Source organism: Enterobacter cloacae complex sp. R_G8, from assembly GCF_024599795.1.
GTDB classification, from domain to species: domain Bacteria; phylum Pseudomonadota; class Gammaproteobacteria; order Enterobacterales; family Enterobacteriaceae; genus Enterobacter; species Enterobacter dissolvens.
In genome coordinates this window covers 562,172-581,749 of record NZ_CP102246.1, presented here as the reverse complement: position 1 = coordinate 581,749, position 19,578 = coordinate 562,172, and the positions used below count along the sequence as shown (strand labels likewise).

The following is a 19,578-nucleotide window of genomic DNA, read 5'->3' as shown; positions in this document are numbered from 1 at the left end:
AGCCATGGCATCGTTGATTCAGGTTCGTGATTTACTGGCGTTGCAGGGGCGTATGGAGGCAAAACAGCTGAGCCTCAGCCTGCATACGCCGCAGCCGATGATCGATGCCATGCTGGAAAGACTGGAAGCGATGGGTAAAGCCATACGTATTCAGGAAGAGCCGGACGGTTGTCTGTCCGGCAGTTGTAAACATTGCCCGGAAGGGAAAGCCTGTCTCAGGGAGTGGTGGGCACTTCGTGACTGAAGGCGATCAACGCTGAACAAAACTCGGCAGGATGCGAGATAAACGGCGCATGGGCCGCTTTGGCGATTGTCAGCGATTGACTCTCTGGCCACAGTTCATCCAGCAGTGGTACCACTTTGCGTGGAACCAGCCCATCCAGATAACCATAAATGCGCAGGTGGGGCACCGCCAGCGCGGTCAGCGGCTCACGCAGGTCGACCGTTTTCAGTAACTCGAGTCCCCCGTTCAGCACCTCCACGTCCGGCATCGGCAGCGACAGCACGGTCTGCTTCAGCATCCGGGCATCCTTACGGGCACTCTCCGTCCCCATCGTCTGCAGGGCCAGGAAGCGTTCTACTGTTCGCTGGTAATCTTCGCTCAACTGCCGCTGGAAGTTGCTCAGTACGTCCGGCTTAATACCCGGCCACTCCTCCTGCGCACTGAAGTTCGGCGACGAGGCCACCGTTACCAGCGCCTGCACGCGTTCAGGGTTCGTTAATGCAACCTCACTTGCCACCAGCCCGCCCAGACTCCAGCCGAGCCAGATGGCCTGTTGCGGTGCGGCGGCCAGAACCTGCTGCGCCATCTCTTCAAGCGACATCGCCCCATAGCCGCGGCTGCGGCCAAAACCGGGTAAATCCACCAGATGCAGCGTGAAATGCGAGGCAAGTTCCTCATTTACGCAATGCCATACTTCCGCATTCAGTCCCCATCCGTGCAGCAGCACAAGATGGCGATTTCCCGTCCCGACGGTCTGCCACCACAGCGTGTTCATCAGTTACTGTTCTCTTTTTTACATGGAGGTTGCCTATGCTAACAGTGCCCGGCTTGTGCTGGCTATGCCGAATGCCGCTTGCGCTGAGCACGTGGGGAGTCTGTTCTGTCTGCACGCGTTCGCTGGCAAGCAGCATCACAACGTGTCCACAGTGCGGTTTACCGGCGTATAGCCCAGAGTTTCCCTGCGGTCGTTGCCTGAAAAAACCACCGCCGTGGAGCGCTCTGGTGGCGGTTGATGATTACGTTCCACCGTTAAGCAGGCTTATCCACGCGCTGAAGTTTTCCGGCCAGAGTGCGCTGGCTCGCCCTCTCGCCCGCCTGTTATTGCTGGCGGTGTTGCAGGCACGGCGCACGCGTGCGCTGCCGAAAGTGGATATGGTGGTGAATGTGCCCTTATACCAACGCCGTCACTGGCGGCGTGGCTACAACCAGAGCGACCTGCTCTGCCGTCCGCTCGCCCGGTGGCTCGGCTGTCAGTACCCCGCCGCTGCGCTGACACGCCGCCATGCCACCGCCATTCAGCATCAGCTGAATGCCCGGCTTCGCAAAAGGAACCTCAAAAACGCCTTTCTCCTTGAATTCGCCGTCGAAGGGCTCCATATCGCGATTGTGGATGATGTCGTCACCACAGGCAGTACCGTTGCTGAACTTTCCCGACTGCTTTTGCAAAGCGGCGCCGCGTCGGTTCAGGTATGGTGTCTGTGCCGTACCTTGTAGCCCTTCTCCAATGGGCGTATGATTATACCCAGGTAATTTAGTCAACTATTAGGCCAAAGCTATGATCCGTATTTCCGATTCTGCACAAGCGCACTTTGCCAAACTGCTGGCAAATCAGGAAGAAGGGACGCAGATCCGCGTGTTTGTGATCAATCCAGGCACTCCGAATGCAGAATGTGGTGTCTCCTATTGTCCGCCAGACGCGGTGGAAGCAACTGACACTGCCCTTAAATTTGACCAGCTCACCGCCTATGTTGATGAGCTGAGCGCGCCGTATCTTGAAGATGCGGAGATCGACTTCGTCACCGATCAACTGGGCTCGCAGCTGACGCTGAAAGCGCCAAACGCCAAAATGCGCAAGGTTTCTGACGATGCCCCGCTGATGGAGCGCGTAGAGTATCTGCTGCAATCCCAGATCAACCCGCAGCTGGCCGGCCACGGTGGTCGCGTTTCCCTGATGGAAATCACCGACGAAGGCTACGCAATTCTGCAGTTTGGCGGCGGCTGTAACGGTTGTTCCATGGTCGATGTGACCCTGAAAGAAGGGATCGAGAAGCAGCTGCTGAACGAGTTCCCGGAACTGAAAGGCGTGCGTGACCTGACCGAACACCAGCGCGGCGAGCACTCTTACTACTGATTCATTGCCCGTCTGTATTGCCCGGTGGCGCTGCGCTTACCGGGCCTACAAGTACAATGCGGTCTGATGCCCTCACCCCGGCCCTCTCCCGTGTACGGTCCGGGGACATGGTAGACAGGTGTTCGGGGACATGGTGAACACTTTTTAACATCCTTTACCCATGGTGATCGACTTTTTCTTCAGGTCGATCACCCCCACTTTTGTGCTGTACCACCACACCTCGTAGCGGCCGTCTTCCTGCATCTCCTTCAGCCCGACCCGTTCTCCCCTGAACGCCTTGCCTGCGCTCAGACTTACCCCTTTCACGCTCAGCTTTCCGCTGATATCCACTTTCCTGACCATCACGCCCTCGTCGTATTCCGGGGGCGTTGTGTTGCCGCTGTACCGTCGCGATGACGGCTGATACCGCGAGCCCGGTACCGCCATATCCAGCGCCTCATGCGGGCGTTCAAGGTTATAGACCGTCCGCCAGTGGTCGAAGGCGCGCTGCAGTTCGCCCTCACTCGCGAACCATTTACCCTGCAGCACCTCCGTCTTCAGGCTGCGGTGAAAACGCTCCAGCTTGCCCTGCGTCTGCGGATGATACGGCCGGGAGTGTCCCACCCGGATACCATGGCGCATCAGCCACAGCTCGAGCGCCGTCCAGGTGCCGGTGGTGTCTCCCCACGGGGCGCCGTTGTCCATCGTCATCCTGTCCGGCAGGCCGTAGCGTTCAAACACGCTGACCAGTTGTTGCTGCACGGTCTCACGCCGTTCATCGCTACAGTGCGCCAGGCACAGGGAAAAACGGGAGTGGTCATCCAGCAGGGTGAGCGGATGGCAGCGGCCACCGCCAAAGGGAAAGTGGCCCTTAAAATCCATCTGCCAGAGCCGGTTCGGCGCGTCATGTTCGAACCGTCCCGTGGCGGGAATGCCCGGTGAAGTGCCCGGCAGCAGGCCGTGACGGGCCATCAGGTTATGAACGGTGCTGAAGGCGGGCATACGGTGCCCCTGGTCTTCCAGCCAGCGCTTTATCTTGCGTGCGCCCCAGCGTTCATGGCGGTCATGGGCCATACGCAGCAGGGCAGTGATGTCGTCAGATGAGCGGTTCGGGGAATGGTGCGGTATGCGCGGGCGGTCCTGAAGGCCGGAGGAACCTTCCTCCATCCAGCGACGAAGCCACTTGTAGCCGGTGGCAGGTGAAATGCCGAAGCGACGGCAGAGGGAACGGATGTTCGCCCCGTCCTGCGAGGCGAACAAAACAAACTCGGTACGTAATGACATGGTATCTCTCGCATCCCAGGGCATAAGCGACTCCATAAACGGGTTCTTATGCCTTAGTTGTAAGTGTCTACCATGTCCCCGAACAAGTGTTCACTATGTCCCCGGACCGTACACCCGCGGGAGAGGGTGAAAACATAAAAAACGGTAACCTCATGGTTACCGTTTTGCGTTTACCTCTATATGTTGACCTGCGTCTCATAATTTAAATTTTGCCCTCCAGGGTGATTCTCAATCACGCCATGTTACCCGTATCATTCTCATGGGCACTAAAAACACTCATAACAGCCGACTAAACTAAATAGTTTCCAAGGTATCAGTATTAGTGCCGTTAACCACTCTGTTCCCAGTTGGGACAACCGGAACGTGTCGTTGAAACAATGACGTTACCCATAACAATTCAAAGGCCAGGTAAATCATGCCATTAGTCATCGTTGCTATCGGTGTTGTGTTATTACTGCTCTTGATGATCCGTTTCAAAATGAACGGGTTTATCGCTCTGGTTCTGGTGGCACTTGCAGTCGGTCTGATGCAAGGGATGCCGCTGGTCAAAGTTATTAGCTCCATTAAAGCGGGTGTCGGCGGCACGCTCGGCAGCCTGGCGTTGATCATGGGCTTTGGCGCCATGCTCGGCAAAATGCTGGCAGACTGCGGTGGCGCACAGCGTATTGCCACCACGCTTATCGACAAATTTGGTAAGAAGAACATCCAGTGGGCAGTTGTGTTAACCGGTTTTACCGTCGGTTTCGCACTGTTCTATGAAGTGGGCTTCGTGCTGATGCTGCCGCTGGTCTTCACCATTGCGGCGGCGGCAAGCATCCCGCTGCTCTATGTCGGTGTGCCAATGGCGGCGGCGCTGTCCGTGACGCACGGCTTCCTGCCACCGCACCCGGGCCCAACCGCTATCGCCACCATTTTCCATGCCGATATGGGTAAAACCCTGCTGTTCGGTACGATTCTGGCGATCCCAACCGTGATTCTGGCCGGCCCTGTTTATGCCCGCTTCCTGAAAGGCATTGATAAGCCGATTCCGGAAGGTCTGTACAGCGCGAAAACCTTCACCGAAGAAGAGATGCCTGGCTTTGGCGTCAGCGTCTGGACCTCTCTGGTCCCGGTGATCCTGATGGCGATGCGCGCCGTGGCAGAGATGGTTCTGCCGAAAGGTCACGCGTTCCTGTCCGTTGCTGAGTTCCTCGGCGACCCGGTGATGGCCACGCTGATTGCGGTGCTGATTGCGATGTTCACCTTCGGCCTGAACCGCGGTCGTTCCATGGATCAGATCAACGACACGCTGACCTCTTCCATCAAAATCATTGCCATGATGCTGCTGATCATCGGCGGTGGCGGTGCGTTCAAGCAGGTTCTGGTCGACAGCGGCGTGGATAAATACATCGCGGCCATGATGCATGAAACCAACGTGTCGCCGCTTCTGATGGCCTGGTCTATCGCCGCTGTTCTGCGTATCGCGCTGGGTTCTGCAACCGTTGCGGCAATCACCGCAGGCGGTATCGTTGCGCCACTGATTGCCACCACGGGCGTCAGCCCTGAGCTGATGGTTATTGCCGTCGGTTCCGGTAGCGTGATTTTCTCACACGTGAACGATCCGGGCTTCTGGCTGTTCAAGGAGTACTTCAACCTGACTATCGGTGAAACCATCAAGTCCTGGTCCGCGCTGGAAACCATTATTTCGGTGTGCGGTCTGGTCGGGGTGCTGCTGTTGAATATGGTGGTTTGATGTAAAAAAGCCGGGTGGCGCTGACGCTTACCCGGCCTATATTCTATTCCCTCTCCCTCTGGGAGAGGGTTAGGGTGAGGGTGAAACTACCGCTTCTTACCCACCCCCCTTCTGCGCTTATCCAAATCCTTAATCAGCCTGTTCACCCCGTCATCGGCAAACATCGTTTCAAGCGTGGTGGATAACTTGCGGCGCCAGTTCTTGTACTGATAGCTGGTGCCCGGGATGTTCACCGGCTCCGCCATATCAATCCAGTCTTCCGGCTGCAGGCCCAGCAGGGCGCTGTTGCTGTCGGCAATGTAGCGCTGCAATCCACGATTGAGCGTCGGCGTCATCGCCATCAGCGATGCTTTATGCCCGGCGCGTTTCGGCAGACAGCCGTGCTTATGCAGTGCATCCAGCAGACCCTGCTTCGCCAGCTCGCGATCCTGATACAGGCCGCGAAGCACATCTTCATCGGGATAGAGGCCCAGGGTTTTACCGAGCGTCAGATCGCCACTTTCCCAATAGCCACGAAGCGTAGGAAGGTCATGCGTCGTCGCGACTGCCATTGACTGTTCCGGGTACGCTTGCGGCGCGCGGAAGGTTTTCTCATGGTCGTTTTCAAAATAGAGCACTTTATAGGAGTAAACGCCGCTGTCGCGAAGCTTACTGACGATTTCTACCGGCACGGTACCGAGATCTTCGCCGATCACCATGCACTGATGGCGCTTGCTTTCCAGCGCCAGGATCGACAGCAGATCGTCAACCGGATACTGAACATACGCCCCGTGATCGGCCGTTTCACCGTACGGGATCCACCACAGGCGCAGCACCGACATCACGTGGTCGATACGCAGCGCACCGCAGTTCTGCATGTTGGCGCGCAGCAGATCGATAAACGGCTCGTAGGCACGCGCCGCCATCACGTGCGGATCCATCGGCGGCAGGCCCCAGTTCTGGCCGAGCGGGCCCAGAATATCCGGTGGTGCGCCTACGGAGGCCTTCAGGCAGTACAGCTCGCGGTCGCACCAGGTTTCTGCACCGCCCTCTGCCACACCGACGGCCAGGTCGCGATACAGACCGATCGGCATCTTATAGCCCTGACTCACCTGCCAGCAGGCGGCAAACTGGCTGTACGCCAGCCACTGCAGCCACAGGTAGAAGTCCACTTCATCGGCGTATTTTTTACAGAACGCTTTCACTTCAGGCGTGTCGACGGATTGATACGCTTCCGGCCAGACCGGCCAGCCCCAGCGCATTTCGTCCTCTTTCACCTGATACGCATGCAGCGCATCGAACGCCGCCTGCCAGTAGAGGCTCTCGCCCTCCTGCGCCACAAACTGACGGAAGGCGGCCATCTCCTCATCATCACGCTGAGAAAAGCCTTTCCACGCCAGACGCAGGGCAGCCATCTTCAGCGCCGTCACGGTGGAGTAGTCCACCCAGTCAGCTTCGCGGGCCTGCTTCAGCGCCTGCTGAGTGGTGCTCAGTGCCCACCACGCCTGCGCCTCCGGGCTGTTTTTAAAATCGTCTAACGCATTCACGTCGATGTAAATCACGTTCAGCCAGCGACGGGACGACGGGCTGTACGGGCTGGCGCTCTCCGGGTTGGCCGGATAAAGGGCGTGGATCGGGTTGAGGCCGATAAACGCGCCACCGCGCTCCCCCACCGATACCAGCATCTTTTTCAGGTCACCAAAATCGCCGATGCCCCAGTTGCTGTCAGAGCGCAGGGTGTAGAGTTGCACGCAGGCCCCCCACAGCTTTTTGCCTTCGAGCAACGCCTGCGGCTCATAACAACGTTTTGGCGCCACGATCAACCGGCAGTGAAAGCGCAGTTCGTCCTGGGTGAGCGTTAGGGTGTGGTAACCCTCCGGCAGCTTCGCCGGAAGGGTGAGTGCTTTGCCGCCGGTGGCGTGGCCCTTGTGCTGATGTCCCTCTTCGGTGGTCAGTAGCCAGGTAAACTCGCCACGTCCTTCCACCGCCAGCGACATCTTCTTGCCCGCAGTGAAGACTTTGACGTTCGGTACCGGCGTGGCCGACGCTTTCGCGTCGGTTTTGTGCATGGCATCCAGCAAACGTCTTTTGGTGTCGGCGCCAATAGACTGTGGTTTGCCGTGAGCATTAATGTAACTGAGGCTGATCCCCGCCGCCTGCGCGGCACTGTCCAGACGTTTACTCTCCATCGCGCTTCCTTAGCGTTTTGCCTGCCAGATACGAGCCTGATAATCACGGATTGAACGGTCAGAGCTGAACATTCCACAGCGGGCGGTGTTCAGAATGCACGCCCGGGTCCACGCTTCCTGGTCACGGTACAGCACGTCGACCTGTTTTTGCGCTTCCACGTAGGCCGTAAAGTCCGCCATCACCAGATACGGGTCGCCGCCGTGTTTGTCCATGCTGTGCAGCATCTGGTCAAACGCGTGCTTATCGCCATCGCTGTATTTACCGCTTTCCAGCTCTTTCAGCACCGCATCCAGCACTTTGTCCTTCTTACGCCATTTCACAGGATCGTAGCCTTTGGCCTTGAGGGCTTTCACCTCTTCAACCGTATGACCAAAGATAAAGATGTTCTCTTCTCCGACCTTCTCGGCAATCTCTACGTTCGCACCGTCGAGCGTACCGACAGTCAGCGCGCCGTTCAGCGCCAGCTTCATGTTGCCGGTACCGGACGCTTCTTTACCCGCGGTCGAGATCTGCTCGGAGATATCCGCCGCCGGGATCAGCATCTCTGCGGCAGAGACGCAGTAGTCCGGCAGGAACACCACCTTCAGCTTGTCGCCCACTTTCGGATCGTTGTTGATAGCCGCCGCCACTTTATTAATGGCGAGGATAATGTTTTTCGCCAGGTAGTAGCCCGGTGCCGCTTTCGCGCCGAACAGGAACACGCGTGGCACGCGGTCAGCCTGCGGATTCTCGCGGATCTCTTTGTACAGCGCGAGGATATGCAGCAGGTTCAGGTGCTGACGTTTATATTCATGCAGACGCTTAATCTGGATGTCGAAAATGGCGTTCGGGTTAATCTCTATACCGGTACGCGCTTTCACAAACGCCGCCAGACGCACTTTGTTATCCCGCTTGATGGCGCGGTACTGCTCGCGGAATTTCGCGTCGTCCGCGTATTTTTCCAGATTGATCAGCTGGTCCAGATCGTTGGCCCACTCTTTCTTCAGCGTTTTGTCCAGCAGAGCGGCCAGCAGCGGGTTGCACTGTTTGATCCAGCGACGCGGCGTGATGCCGTTGGTCACGTTATGGAATTTGGTCGGCCACAGCTGGTGATATTCCGGGAACAGATCTTTCACCACCAGATCCGAGTGCAGCGCCGCCACACCGTTCACCGCAAAGCCGCTCACCACGCACATATTTGCCATGCGCACCTGTTTGTCATGCACCACGGCCAGCTTCGCCCAGACCGCTTTGTTGCCCGGCCAGGTTTTATCCACCAGCGTTTTAAACTGGTCATTAATCTTGTTGATGATCTGCATATGGCGCGGCAGCAGCGTTTTCACCAGCTTCTCGTCCCAGCACTCCAGCGCTTCTGGCATCAGGGTGTGGTTGGTGTAAGCAAAGGTGCGGCTGGTGATCGCCCAGGCGTCATCCCAGCTCAGCTGGTGCTCGTCGATCAGCACACGCAGCAGTTCCGGGATCGCAATGGTTGGGTGCGTATCGTTAAGCTGAATCACTTCAAAGTCAGGCAGCTGTGCCAGCTTGCGGCCCGCCAGGTGGTGACGACGCAGAATATCCGCCACGGAGCAGGCGCACTGGAAGTACTGCTGCATCAGACGCAGTTTCTTGCCCGCCAGATGGTTGTCGTTCGGGTAGAGCACTTTGGTCAGCTTCTCGGCGTCGATGCCCTGCTGTTCAGCACGCAGGAAATCGCCGTCGTTAAATTTGGTCAGGTTAAACGGATGCGCATGCTTCGCCTGCCACAGACGCAGCGGTTGCGCCACGCCGTTACGGTAACCGAGCACCGGCAGGTCCCAGGCTTCGCCGATAAACGTATATGCTGGTTCCCAGAGACCCTGTTTTGATACTTTGCCGCCAATGTTCACCTGCACATCCAGCTGCGCGTTGTGGCGGAACCACGGGTAGGTGTTACGGTGCCAGTCGTCCGGCGCTTCCATCTGATGCCCGTCTGCAAATGACTGACGGAACAGACCGTATTGATAGTTCAGGCCGTAACCAATGGCCGACTGCCCAACCGTTGCCATCGAATCGAGGAAACAGGCCGCCAGACGTCCCAGACCGCCATTGCCCAGCGCCGGGTCAATCTCTTCTTCCAGCAGATCGGTCAGGTTAATGTCGTGTTCTTTCAGCACATCCCCTACCTCCTGATACCAGCCGAGGTTCAGCAGGTTGTTGCCGGTCAGACGACCGATCAGGAATTCCATTGAGATGTAGTTGACGTGGCGCTGACCTTTTACCGGTTTTGCCAGAGGTTGAGCATCCAGCTGCTCTGCGAGCGCACCGCTCACCGCCTGCCACCACTGGTGAGGCGTCATCTCGTTTGCAGCATGAAGGCCAAAACGCTGCCACTGACGCGTCAGGGCAGCCTGGAATTGAGCTTTGTTGAAGGTAGGCTGTGACATAGGGGATCGGCATCCTTTAGAAAGAAAACACAAGTTGGCGCTAGTGTGCCTGGCTCATTTCTCCTCTTCCTCCTCCTGCAGGGGATTAGGCAGGGAGGAGTAGCGGGGATGAGCATAAAAGTGTGATCGAGGCCACTCTGAGAGCATAGTCGGAGTGTGTCAGGAAGATAAAAAGATAACCGGGAAGCGTGTCAGGAAAATGAAATGCAGTTTCGGGTGAAATTAAAACGCGCTGAAATGATTACTTACGTAGAATAATATTTCTGCAATCGGGTCAGAACGAAGAAGATTATTAATTTCACTAAACTTTACCCCGCGTTTATTAAATTTGACGTCACTATACCTTTCTGAAACCAGTTTCAGCGTAGCCGCAGCACAGCCATACAAGCCAGCATTGACGCGGCATCACAGCCCTTTCCAGAAAGTTCCATCATCTGTCTGAATGTTTTGTGACAGAGTGCAAATTCAGAACCACCAAATCCAGACATAACTTGCAATAGTTCTCTTTCTGGCCGACCTTATATCTATTAATTACGAAGCGCAAAAAAAATAAATTCTCTCGTTCCCCACAGTGAAGTGAAACCTATGTTGATTCCGTCTAAATTAAGTCGCCCGGTTCGTCTTGACCATACAGTGGTCCGCGAGCGTCTGCTGGCTAAACTTTCCGGCGCGCATAATTTCCGACTGGCGCTGGTTACGAGCCCTGCAGGTTATGGAAAAACAACGCTCATTTCGCAATGGGCCGCGGGTAAGAGCGATCTTGGCTGGTACTCCCTTGACGAGGGTGACAACCAGCAAGAACGTTTTGCCAGCTATCTGATTGCCGCTATTCAGCAGGCCACCAACGGGCACTGCGTGGCCAGCGAAGTGATGGTGCAAAAGCGCCAGTACGCCAGCCTGTCCTCCCTTTTCTCTCAGCTGTTTATCGAACTGGCCGAGTGGCATCGCCCGCTTTACGTGGTCATTGATGATTACCATCTGATCACCAACCCGGTGATCCATGAGTCCATGCGCTTTTTCCTGCGTCATCAGCCGGAAAACCTGACCCTGGTGGTGCTGTCGCGTAACCTGCCGCAGCTGGGTATTGCCAACCTGCGCGTGCGCGACCAGCTGCTGGAAGTCGGTAGCCAACAGCTGGCCTTTACCCATCAGGAAGCCAAACAGTTCTTCGACTGCCGCCTGAACTCACCGATTGAGGCCGCCGAAAGCAGCCGCCTGTGCGATGATGTCGCCGGCTGGGCGACAGCGCTGCAGCTGATTGCCCTCTCCGCCCGGCAAAACAACAGCCCGGCGCATCAGTCTGCACGTCGTCTTGCGGGGATCAACGCCAGCCACCTTTCTGACTACCTGGTGGATGAGGTGCTGAACAGTGTCGATCCTTCGACCCGTAATTTCCTGCTGAAAAGCTCCCTGCTGCGTTCCATGAACGACGCCCTGATTGTGCGCGTGACCGGCTGCGAAAACGGGCAGCTGCAGCTTGAAGAGATTGAACGCCAGGGGCTGTTCCTGACGCGGATGGACGATCCCGGCGAATGGTTCAGCTATCACCCGCTGTTTGGCAGTTTCCTGCGCCAGCGTTGCCAGTGGGAGCTGGCGACTGAGCTGCCGGAAATCCACCGTGCCGCCGCCGAGAGCTGGATGGCGCAGGGCTTCCCGAGCGAGGCCATTCACCATGCGCTCGCCGCCGGTGATGCCAGCATGCTGCGCGATATCCTCCTCAACCACGCGTGGGGATTGTTTAACCACAGCGAACTGACGCTGCTGGAAGAGTCGCTGAAAGCGCTGCCATGGGAGAGCCTGCTGGAGAACCCGCGTCTGGTGCTGCTGCAGGCCTGGCTGATGCAAAGCCAGCACCGCTACAGCGAAGTGAATACCCTGCTGGCGCGTGCCGAGCAGGAGATGGAAAGCGATATGGATACCACCCTGCATGGCGAATTTAACGCCCTGCGGGCACAGGTTGCGATCAACGATGGCGATCCGGAAGAGGCTGAGCGGCTGGCGATGGTCGCGCTGGATGAGCTGCCGCTGGCCAACTTCTACAGCCGCATTGTGGCGACCTCGGTACATGGCGAGGTACTCCACTGCAAGGGTGAGCTGACGCGCTCCCTGTCGTTGATGCAACAAACCGAACAGATGGCCCGCCGTCATGATGTCTGGCATTACGCCCTGTGGAGCCTGATCCAGCAAAGCGAAATCTTATTTGCTCAGGGGTTCCTGCAGGCAGCCTGGGAGAATCAGGAAAAAGCGTTCCAGCTGATCCGCGAGCAGCATCTGGAACAACTGCCAATGCACGAGTTCCTGTTGCGTATTCGCGCCCAGCTTCTGTGGGCCTGGTCGCGCCTGGATGAGGCCGAGAGCTGTGCCCGTCAGGGTGTGGAAGTGCTCTCTGGCTTCCAGCCGCAGCAACAGCTGCAGTGCCTGGCGCTGCTGGTACAGTGCTCGCTGGCGCGCGGGGATCTGGATAATGCCCGCAATCACCTGAACCGTCTGGAAAATCTGCTCGGCAATGGTCAGTACCACAGCGACTGGGTTTCGAACGCCGATAAGGTGCGGGTGATTTACTGGCAGATGACGGGTGATAAGAAATCCGCCGCTAACTGGCTGCGCCAGACGCCAAAACCGGAGTTTGCCAATAACCACTTCCTGCAAAGCCAGTGGAGGAATATTGCCCGCGCGCAGATCCTGCTGGGTGAGTTCGAGCCTGCTGAGATTGTGCTGGAAGAGCTGAACGAGAACGCCCGCAGTCTGCGCCTGATGAGCGATCTCAACCGTAACCTGCTGCTGCTTAACCAGCTCTACTGGCAGGCCGGGCGTAAAAATGATGCCCAGCGCGTGCTGCTGGAGGCGTTACAGCTGGCAAACCGCACCGGGTTTATCAGTCACTTTGTGATTGAAGGTGAAGTGATGGCCCAGCAGCTGCGTCAGCTTATTCAGCTCAACACGCTGCCGGAGCTGGATCAGCACCGCGCCCAGCGTATTCTGCGCGAGATTAACCAGCACCATCGCCACAAGTTCGCCCACTTCGACGAGAACTTCGTTGAACGCTTGCTGAATCATCCGGAAGTGCCTGAGCTTATTCGTACCAGCCCGCTGACGCAGCGCGAATGGCAGGTGCTGGGGCTTATCTATTCAGGCTACAGCAATGAGCAGATTGCCGGTGAGTTGGCGGTGGCGGCAACCACCATCAAAACGCATATTCGTAATCTGTATCAGAAGCTGGGCGTGGCGCACCGTCAGGATGCAGTGCAGCATGCACAGCAGCTGTTGAAGATGATGGGGTACGGGGTGTAAGTCCTCTGCGGTCTGATGCCCTCACCCCGGCCCTCTCCCACAGGGAGAGGGAGAATGGCTTCTCAACATAACTCTAACTGCAAATTATTATCCTTAATCACCTGCAGCACCCCCGCCGGCGGCATCACGTCGGTGTAGACCGCATCCACCATGCTGATACTGCCCATGTTCACCATCGCGTTACGGCCAAATTTGGAGTGGTCCACCACCAGCATCACGTGACGTGAGTTTTCAATGATCGCGCGCTTGGTGCGCACCTCGTGATAATCAAACTCCAGCAACGACCCGTCGCTGTCGATGCCGCTGATCCCCAGAATGCCGAAGTCGAGACGGAACTGAGAGATAAAATCGAGCGTCGCTTCGCCAATGATGCCGCCGTCGCGGCTGCGCAGTTCGCCCCCGGCGAGGATGATGCGGAAATCGTCTTTCTGCATCAGGGTATTGGCCACGTTCAGGTTGTTGGTCACGATGCGCAGGTTTTCGTGATCCAGCAGCGCATGGGCGACCGCTTCTGGCGTGGTGCCGATATCAATAAACAGCGTCGCCCCGTTGGGGATCTGGGTGGCGACTTTGCGGGCGATGCGCTCTTTCTCTGCCGTTTGCGTGGCTTTGCGGTCATGCCACGAGGTGTTGACCGAGCTGGACGGCAGCGCCGCCCCGCCATGGTGGCGCAAAATACGGTTTTGATCGGCAAGATCGTTCAGGTCGCGGCGGATGGTTTGTGGGCTGACGGCAAACTGTTCCACCAGCTCTTCAGTACTGACGTATCCCTGTTTTTTTACCAGTTCGATAATGGCGTCATGACGTTGTGTTTGTTTCATGAAATATCCCTGGGAATTATGTTCGTTTTCGCGCATGGAGCGTGTCGGCAAACGCCATTGCCAGCCCGACGGCCAGCCCGGTGACGTGCGCACCATTGGCGATAGACATACCAAACAGATCAAACCATCCGGCAATTAGCCATATTAACGCAAAGGTTATCAATCCGCGCTGCAGATAGATGCCACTTTCGGGGTCGCGCTCGCCTCTGAGCCAGACATAGCCCATCAGGGCATACACCACGCCGGATAAGCCACCGAACCACGGGCCGCTGAATTTGTGCTGCACATAGCCGCTCAGCAGGGCGCTAATGATGGTGATAACAATCAGCTTGCCGCTGCCCAGACGCTTCTCCACGGCCCCGCCGAGATACCACCACCACAGCAGGTTAAAGAGAATATGCATCACCGAGAAGTGCATCAGCGCGTGGGTGAAATAGCGCCAGACGTCAAAATCCAGAGACGGATCGTATGGCCACGCAAGCGCGATCATCACGCTCTGGTCGCCCACCACGTTCATAATGATGAAGACGATAATGCAGGCCGCCATCAGCAGCAGCGTAAACGGACCTGCGCGTTCGCGAATGGTGGCAAGAAAAGGGAAGCGCCGGTAATGCAATCCGCTCCCCGTCTGCCCGGACTGCCAGCTCGCGGCCAGGTAGCGGGGATCGGCGGGGTTCTCAAGAAAGCGGGCCAGTTCCGCATTCACGCGATCGGCCTGGCTTTCGTCCGCCAGCCAGACATCGGTTTTCGTGTGCTGCTGAACGGTCAGGATGATGCCCTGGGTTGCCATGTAGTCGACAAACGCCTGGGCGACGCGCGGATTGGTAAAAGAGGTGATCATCAACATGGGCGGCGGTCGCTTATTTCCACACAAAAGGGGACAGTATAGCGGGATCAGCGCTCAAAAGCGTATTCCACTTCTGCCGGGAAATGACGATGCCAGGCATCGAAACCGCCGTCGACGCTGTAGACCGCATCATAGCCCTGCTGAATAAGGTACTGCGCCGCACCTTTGCTGCTGTTGCCGTGATAGCACATCACCATCACCGGCGTATCGAAGTCGTTATCGCGCATAAACGCGCCCAGCGTATCGTTGGTGAGGTGGAACGCACCCGGGGTGTGGCCCATCGCAAAACTCTGCGGATCGCGGATATCCACCAGCACCGCCGTTCCCTGGTGCATCTTCTGGTGGGCTTCTTCTACGTTAATACATTCAAACTGATCCATGGTGTTCTCTTTCTGTTGTTCAGGTTGGGTGCGCTCTGATGCCCTCACCCCAGCCCTCTCCCACGGGGAGAGGGAGAAAAGTTAGTCGCACTATTTTACCCCGTAGTGTACGTCCTGGCGGCGGGTAAACGCCATTATGTTATCCATATCACTCTAAATTGTTTTTTTGATGTTACCAAAAGCGCGTTCCTTTGCTATTATGAGCGATATCGAACATTTCTGAGCTTTAACGAAAGTGCGTGAGGGTGTTATGGAAACCAAAGATCTGATTGTGATAGGCGGTGGCATCAACGGTGCCGGTATTGCGGCAGACGCCGCAGGACGCGGATTATCCGTACTGATGCTGGAAGCTAACGACCTCGCCTGCGCGACGTCGTCCGCCAGCTCCAAACTGATTCACGGTGGCCTGCGCTACCTGGAGCACTACGAATTCCGCCTGGTCAGTGAAGCGCTGGCCGAACGTGAAGTGCTGCTGAAGATGGCACCGCACCTGGCCATCCCGATGCGTTTCCGCCTGCCCCATCGCCCGCATCTGCGTCCGGCGTGGATGATTCGAATCGGTCTGTTTATGTACGATCATCTGGGTAAACGCACCAACCTGCCGGGTTCAACCGGTTTGCGTTTTGGCTCAGAATCGGTCCTTAAGCCTGAAATCGTGCGCGGTTTCGAATATTCCGACTGCTGGGTGGACGATGCGCGTCTGGTGCTGGCCAACGCACAGATGGTTGAGAAGAAAGGCGGCGAAGTGAAAACCCGCACCCGCGCCACCGCTGCGCGCCGTGAAAACGGCCTGTGGATCGTCGAAGCGGAAGACGTGGATACCGGCGAGAAGTTCAGCTGGAAAGCGCGCGGTCTGGTAAACGCCACCGGCCCATGGGTGAAACAGTTCTTCGACGAGGGGATGCATCTGCCATCTCCGTACGGTATCCGCCTGATCAAAGGCAGCCACATTGTGGTACCACGCGTGCACACCCAGAAGCAGGCCTACATTCTGCAGAACGAAGACAAGCGCATCGTGTTTGTAATCCCATGGATGGACGAATTCTCCATCATCGGCACCACCGACGTGGAGTACAAAGGAGATCCGAAAAACGTCGAGATCGACGAGAGCGAAGTGAGCTACCTTCTGAAGGTGTATAACGCGCACTTCAAGAAACAGCTGTCCCGCGATGACGTGGTCTGGACTTACTCCGGCGTGCGTCCGCTGTGCGATGACGAATCTGACTCACCGCAGGCGATTACCCGCGACTATACGCTCGATATTCACGACGTGGACGGTCAGGCACCGCTGCTCTCCGTGTTTGGCGGCAAGCTCACCACCTACCGTAAGCTGGCTGAGCACGCGCTGGAAAAACTGGCGCCGTACTACAAAGGCATTGGCCCGGCGTGGACCAAAGGCGCGGTACTGCCTGGCGGGGAAATTGCCGGTAACCGCGATGATTACGCTGCGAAACTGCGTCGTCGCTACCCGTTCATCACCGAAGGCATGGCGCGCCACTATGCCCGTACCTACGGCAGCAACACGGAATTGATCCTGGGTGACGCGAAAGAGATTGCCGACCTGGGCGAACATTTTGGCCACGAGTTGTACGAAGCCGAACTGCGCTATCTGGTGGAACATGAGTGGGTTCGCCGTCTGGATGATGCCATCTGGCGTCGTACCAAAGAGGGAATGTGGCTGAACGCCGAACAGCAGTCTCGCGTGGCGCAGTGGTTGCTGCAGCATGCGGGAAAGCGTGAGCTGTCGTTGGCGTCGTGATGCGATCGGTGCGGGCTGATGCCCGCACCCTGCCCCTCTCCCACCGGGAGAGGGAACAAACACTAAAAACGGCAACCAGGGTTGCCGTTTTGCTTTTATAACCGCACCGGATCGATATGCCAGATCGTCTCGGCATACTCCTTGATGGTCCTGTCTGACGAGAAATACCCCATATTGGCGATGTTATGCATCGCGACGCTGGTCCACTTCTCCTGCTGACGATACAGCTCGTCCACCCTGTCCTGACAATCCACGTAGCTGCGGTAATCCGCCAGCACCTGATAGTGGTCGCCAAAGTTAATCAGCGAATCCACCAGGTCCCGATAGCGCCCAGGCTCGTCTGGGCTAAACACCCCGGTGGCGATTTGCGTCAGCACCTGACGTAGCTCCTCATCCTCTTCGTAATACTCACGCGGCGAGTAGCCCTTCTTGCGCAGCGCCTCCACCTCTTCCGTGGTATTCCCGAAGATAAAGATATTCTCCGCCCCCACGTGCTCCAGCATTTCGACGTTGGCCCCGTCCAGCGTACCGATGGTCAGCGCACCGTTAAGGGCAAACTTCATGTTACTGGTGCCGGACGCTTCCGTCCCGGCGGTGGAGATCTGCTCAGAGAGATCGGCCGCCGGAATGATCAGCTGCGCGAGGCTGACGCTGTAGTTCGGAACAAAGACCACCTTCAGCTTGTCGCCAATATCCGGATCGTTGTTGACCACCTTCGCCACATCGTTGATGAGGTGAATAATGTGCTTCGCCATGTAGTAGGCGGACGCCGCCTTACCGGCAAAGATCTTCACGCGCGGTACCCACTCCGCCGTCGGATCGGCCTTGATGCGGTTATAGTGGGTGATCACATGCAGCACGTTCATCAGCTGGCGCTTGTACTCGTGAATACGCTTGATCTGCACGTCGAACAGCGCTTTCGGGTTCGCCACCACGTTCAGATGCAGCGCCAGCCAGACTGACAGACGTTTTTTGTTCAACAGTTTGGCTTCCCGTACGGCCTTGTTCACCGCCGGGAAATCAATATGCTGTTCAAGCTCGCTCAGTTGGCTGAGATCGGTTCGCCAGGTGCGGCCAATGTGTTCATCCAGCACCTCAGAAAGCGGCTGGTTTGCCAGCGCCAGCCAGCGACGCGGCGTAACCCCGTTGGTCACGTTGCAGAAACGCGTCGGGAAGATCTTCGCAAAGTCCGCAAACAGCGACTGCACCATCAGGTTCGAGTGCAGCTCTGACACCCCGTTCACCTTGTGGCTGATCACCACCGCCAGCCAGGCCATGCGTACGCGGCGACCGTTCGATTCATCGATGATAGAAGCGCGACTCAGCAGGCCGGTATCGTTCGGATACTGCTCCTGCAACGTCTTGAGGAAGTAGTCGTTGATCTCGAAGATAATCTGCAAGTGACGCGGCAAAATTTTGCCGAGCATATCCACCGGCCAGGTTTCCAGCGCTTCGCTCATCAGCGTGTGGTTGGTGTAGGAGAAGACCTGACAGGTCACCTCGAACGCGTCGTCCCAGCTGAACTTATGCTCGTCGATAAGCAGACGCATCAGCTCCGGGATCGACAGCACCGGATGGGTATCGTTGAGGTGAATGGCGGTTTTTTCCGCCAGATTGGCGTAGGTCTTGTGCAGCTGATAGTGACGGCTGAGGATGTCCTGAATCGTCGCGGAGACGAGGAAATACTCCTGACGCAGGCGCAGCTCACGCCCGGAATAGGTCGAGTCGTCCGGGTAGAGCACGCGGGAGACGTTCTCGGAGTGGTTTTTATCTTCCACCGCCGCGAAGTAGTCGCCCTGGTTAAATTTACCCAGGTTGATCTCGCTACTGGCCTGCGCGTTCCACAGACGCAGCGTATTGGTCGCGTCGGTGTCATAACCGGGAATGATCTGGTCATAGGCGACAGCGAGGATCTCTTCGGTTTCCACCCAGCGGGACTTTTTCCCTTCCTGCTGAATACGCCCGCCAAACCGCACCTTGTAGCGCGTATTGTGGCGTTTAAACTCCCACGGGTTACCGTATTCCAGCCAGTAATCCGGGGACTCTTTCTGACGCCCGTCAACGATGTTCTGTTTGAACATACCGTAGTCGTAGCGAATACCGTAGCCACGGCCCGGCAGGGCCAGCGTCGCCAGTGAATCCAGGAAGCAGGCAGCAAGTCGCCCCAGACCACCATTACCGAGGCCAGGGTCGTTCTCTTCGTCAATCAGCTCTTCTAAATCCAGCCCCATCTCCTCCAGCGCGCTTTTTACATCGTCATAAATACCCAGCGACAACAGCGCGTTAGACAGAGTGCGGCCAATCAAAAATTCCATCGACAGGTAATAAACCTGACGCGTTTCCTGTGAGAGCTGGGCGCGGTTGGAGCGCAGCCAGCGTTCGACCATGCGGTCACGCACCGCAAACAGGGTGGCGTTCAGCCACTCGTGCTTGTTGGCGATAACCGGATCTTTCCCGATGGTGAACATCAGCTTATAGGCGATAGAGTGCTTTAACGCCTCAACGCTGAGCGTGGGTGAAGAGTAGCTAAAAGGAGCGTTCATATCAGTAACTTCGCCTC

Annotated in this window: 14 protein-coding genes; 6 read left to right on the top strand and 8 right to left on the bottom strand. The window is 57.1% G+C overall.

Features of this window, described 5'->3' with window-relative positions; translation table 11 throughout:
• Nucleotides 1–4: 4 nt before the first annotated feature.
• On the top strand, nt 5–244 hold the full coding sequence (gene feoC, locus NQ842_RS02665; protein ID WP_013099093.1) for a [Fe-S]-dependent transcriptional repressor FeoC: 240 nt from the start codon (nt 5–7) through the stop codon (nt 242–244).
• On the opposite strand, the gene bioH is transcribed toward feoC, so the two are convergent.
• Nucleotides 216–998 (bottom strand): pimeloyl-ACP methyl ester esterase BioH, encoded by a 783-nt coding sequence (gene bioH, locus NQ842_RS02660; protein WP_194516854.1) that lies wholly within the window; start codon nt 996–998, stop codon nt 216–218. The genes feoC and bioH overlap by 29 nt on opposite strands.
• 35 nt (nt 999–1,033) lie before the next feature.
• Here bioH and gntX point away from each other — a divergent pair, with 35 nt between their 5' ends.
• Nucleotides 1,034–1,717, top strand: a complete 684-nt coding sequence (gntX, locus tag NQ842_RS02655) for a DNA utilization protein GntX (protein WP_257256477.1) — start codon at nt 1,034–1,036, stop codon at nt 1,715–1,717.
• Nucleotides 1,718–1,778: 61 nt separating this feature from the next.
• Complete coding sequence (gene nfuA, locus NQ842_RS02650) at nt 1,779–2,354, top strand: Fe-S biogenesis protein NfuA (RefSeq protein ID WP_013099096.1); 576 nt, start codon at nt 1,779–1,781, stop codon at nt 2,352–2,354.
• 144 nt (nt 2,355–2,498) lie between these two features.
• On the opposite strand, the gene NQ842_RS02645 is transcribed toward nfuA, so the two are convergent.
• The gene (locus tag NQ842_RS02645; protein WP_373371034.1) at nt 2,499–3,653 is read right to left on the bottom strand and encodes an IS481 family transposase; all 1,155 of its coding nucleotides are present in this window, start codon (nt 3,651–3,653) and stop codon (nt 2,499–2,501) included.
• Nucleotides 3,654–4,032: 379 nt separating this feature from the next.
• On the opposite strand from NQ842_RS02645, the gene gntT reads away from it, so the two are divergent.
• On the top strand, nt 4,033–5,349 hold the full coding sequence (gene gntT, locus NQ842_RS02640; RefSeq protein ID WP_013099097.1) for a gluconate transporter: 1,317 nt from the start codon (nt 4,033–4,035) through the stop codon (nt 5,347–5,349).
• Between the two features lie 86 nt (nt 5,350–5,435).
• Here gntT and malQ read toward each other — a convergent pair whose 3' ends face one another.
• Nucleotides 5,436–7,517 (bottom strand): 4-alpha-glucanotransferase, encoded by a 2,082-nt coding sequence (gene malQ, locus NQ842_RS02635; protein WP_257256476.1) that lies wholly within the window; start codon nt 7,515–7,517, stop codon nt 5,436–5,438.
• Nucleotides 7,518–7,526: 9 nt separating this feature from the next.
• Entirely contained in the window at nt 7,527–9,920 is a 2,394-nt protein-coding gene (malP, locus tag NQ842_RS02630; RefSeq protein ID WP_257256475.1) for a maltodextrin phosphorylase, read from the bottom strand.
• A gap of 585 nt (nt 9,921–10,505) precedes the next feature.
• On the opposite strand from malP, the gene malT reads away from it, so the two are divergent.
• Nucleotides 10,506–13,211 (top strand): HTH-type transcriptional regulator MalT, encoded by a 2,706-nt coding sequence (malT, locus tag NQ842_RS02625; protein WP_046889450.1) that lies wholly within the window; start codon nt 10,506–10,508, stop codon nt 13,209–13,211.
• A gap of 62 nt (nt 13,212–13,273) precedes the next feature.
• On the opposite strand, the gene NQ842_RS02620 is transcribed toward malT, so the two are convergent.
• The 3 genes from NQ842_RS02620 to glpE are packed head-to-tail and all read right to left on the bottom strand — an operon-like array spanning nt 13,274 to nt 15,259.
• Complete coding sequence (locus NQ842_RS02620; RefSeq protein ID WP_014833567.1) at nt 13,274–14,032, bottom strand: DeoR/GlpR family transcriptional regulator; 759 nt, start codon at nt 14,030–14,032, stop codon at nt 13,274–13,276.
• 16 nt (nt 14,033–14,048) lie between these two features.
• Complete coding sequence (gene glpG, locus NQ842_RS02615; RefSeq protein ID WP_050860010.1) at nt 14,049–14,879, bottom strand: rhomboid family intramembrane serine protease GlpG; 831 nt, start codon at nt 14,877–14,879, stop codon at nt 14,049–14,051.
• Between the two features lie 47 nt (nt 14,880–14,926).
• On the bottom strand, nt 14,927–15,259 hold the full coding sequence (glpE, locus tag NQ842_RS02610; RefSeq protein WP_014833569.1) for a thiosulfate sulfurtransferase GlpE: 333 nt from the start codon (nt 15,257–15,259) through the stop codon (nt 14,927–14,929).
• A 250-nt stretch (nt 15,260–15,509) separates the two neighbouring features.
• Between glpE and glpD the strand changes: the two genes are divergently transcribed.
• Nucleotides 15,510–17,018, top strand: a complete 1,509-nt coding sequence (gene glpD / locus NQ842_RS02605) for a glycerol-3-phosphate dehydrogenase (protein ID WP_257256474.1) — start codon at nt 15,510–15,512, stop codon at nt 17,016–17,018.
• 95 nt (nt 17,019–17,113) lie between these two features.
• Here the strand turns inward: glpD and glgP are convergent, their stop codons facing one another.
• Complete coding sequence (gene glgP, locus NQ842_RS02600) at nt 17,114–19,561, bottom strand: glycogen phosphorylase (RefSeq protein WP_046889452.1); 2,448 nt, start codon at nt 19,559–19,561, stop codon at nt 17,114–17,116.
• Between the last annotated feature and the right edge of the window lie 17 nt (nt 19,562–19,578).

What these genes read in the sequence shown, in the direction of transcription:
- malT (WP_046889450.1), top strand. Translation starts at nt 10,506, where the DNA reads ATGTTGATTCCGTCTAAATTAAGTCGCCCGGTTCGTCTTGACCATACA.
- NQ842_RS02645 (WP_373371034.1), bottom strand. Translation starts at nt 3,653, where the DNA reads ATGGAGTCGCTTATGCCCTGGGATGCGAGAGATACCATGTCATTACGT.
- NQ842_RS02620 (WP_014833567.1), bottom strand. Translation starts at nt 14,032, where the DNA reads ATGAAACAAACACAACGTCATGACGCCATTATCGAACTGGTAAAAAAA.
- glpE (WP_014833569.1), bottom strand. Translation starts at nt 15,259, where the DNA reads ATGGATCAGTTTGAATGTATTAACGTAGAAGAAGCCCACCAGAAGATG.
- bioH (WP_194516854.1), bottom strand. Translation starts at nt 998, where the DNA reads ATGAACACGCTGTGGTGGCAGACCGTCGGGACGGGAAATCGCCATCTT.
- glgP (WP_046889452.1), bottom strand. Translation starts at nt 19,561, where the DNA reads ATGAACGCTCCTTTTAGCTACTCTTCACCCACGCTCAGCGTTGAGGCG.
- nfuA (WP_013099096.1), top strand. Translation starts at nt 1,779, where the DNA reads ATGATCCGTATTTCCGATTCTGCACAAGCGCACTTTGCCAAACTGCTG.
- feoC (WP_013099093.1), top strand. Translation starts at nt 5, where the DNA reads ATGGCATCGTTGATTCAGGTTCGTGATTTACTGGCGTTGCAGGGGCGT.
- gntX (WP_257256477.1), top strand. Translation starts at nt 1,034, where the DNA reads ATGCTAACAGTGCCCGGCTTGTGCTGGCTATGCCGAATGCCGCTTGCG.
- gntT (WP_013099097.1), top strand. Translation starts at nt 4,033, where the DNA reads ATGCCATTAGTCATCGTTGCTATCGGTGTTGTGTTATTACTGCTCTTG.
- glpG (WP_050860010.1), bottom strand. Translation starts at nt 14,879, where the DNA reads ATGTTGATGATCACCTCTTTTACCAATCCGCGCGTCGCCCAGGCGTTT.
- malQ (WP_257256476.1), bottom strand. Translation starts at nt 7,517, where the DNA reads ATGGAGAGTAAACGTCTGGACAGTGCCGCGCAGGCGGCGGGGATCAGC.
- glpD (WP_257256474.1), top strand. Translation starts at nt 15,510, where the DNA reads ATGGAAACCAAAGATCTGATTGTGATAGGCGGTGGCATCAACGGTGCC.
- malP (WP_257256475.1), bottom strand. Translation starts at nt 9,920, where the DNA reads ATGTCACAGCCTACCTTCAACAAAGCTCAATTCCAGGCTGCCCTGACG.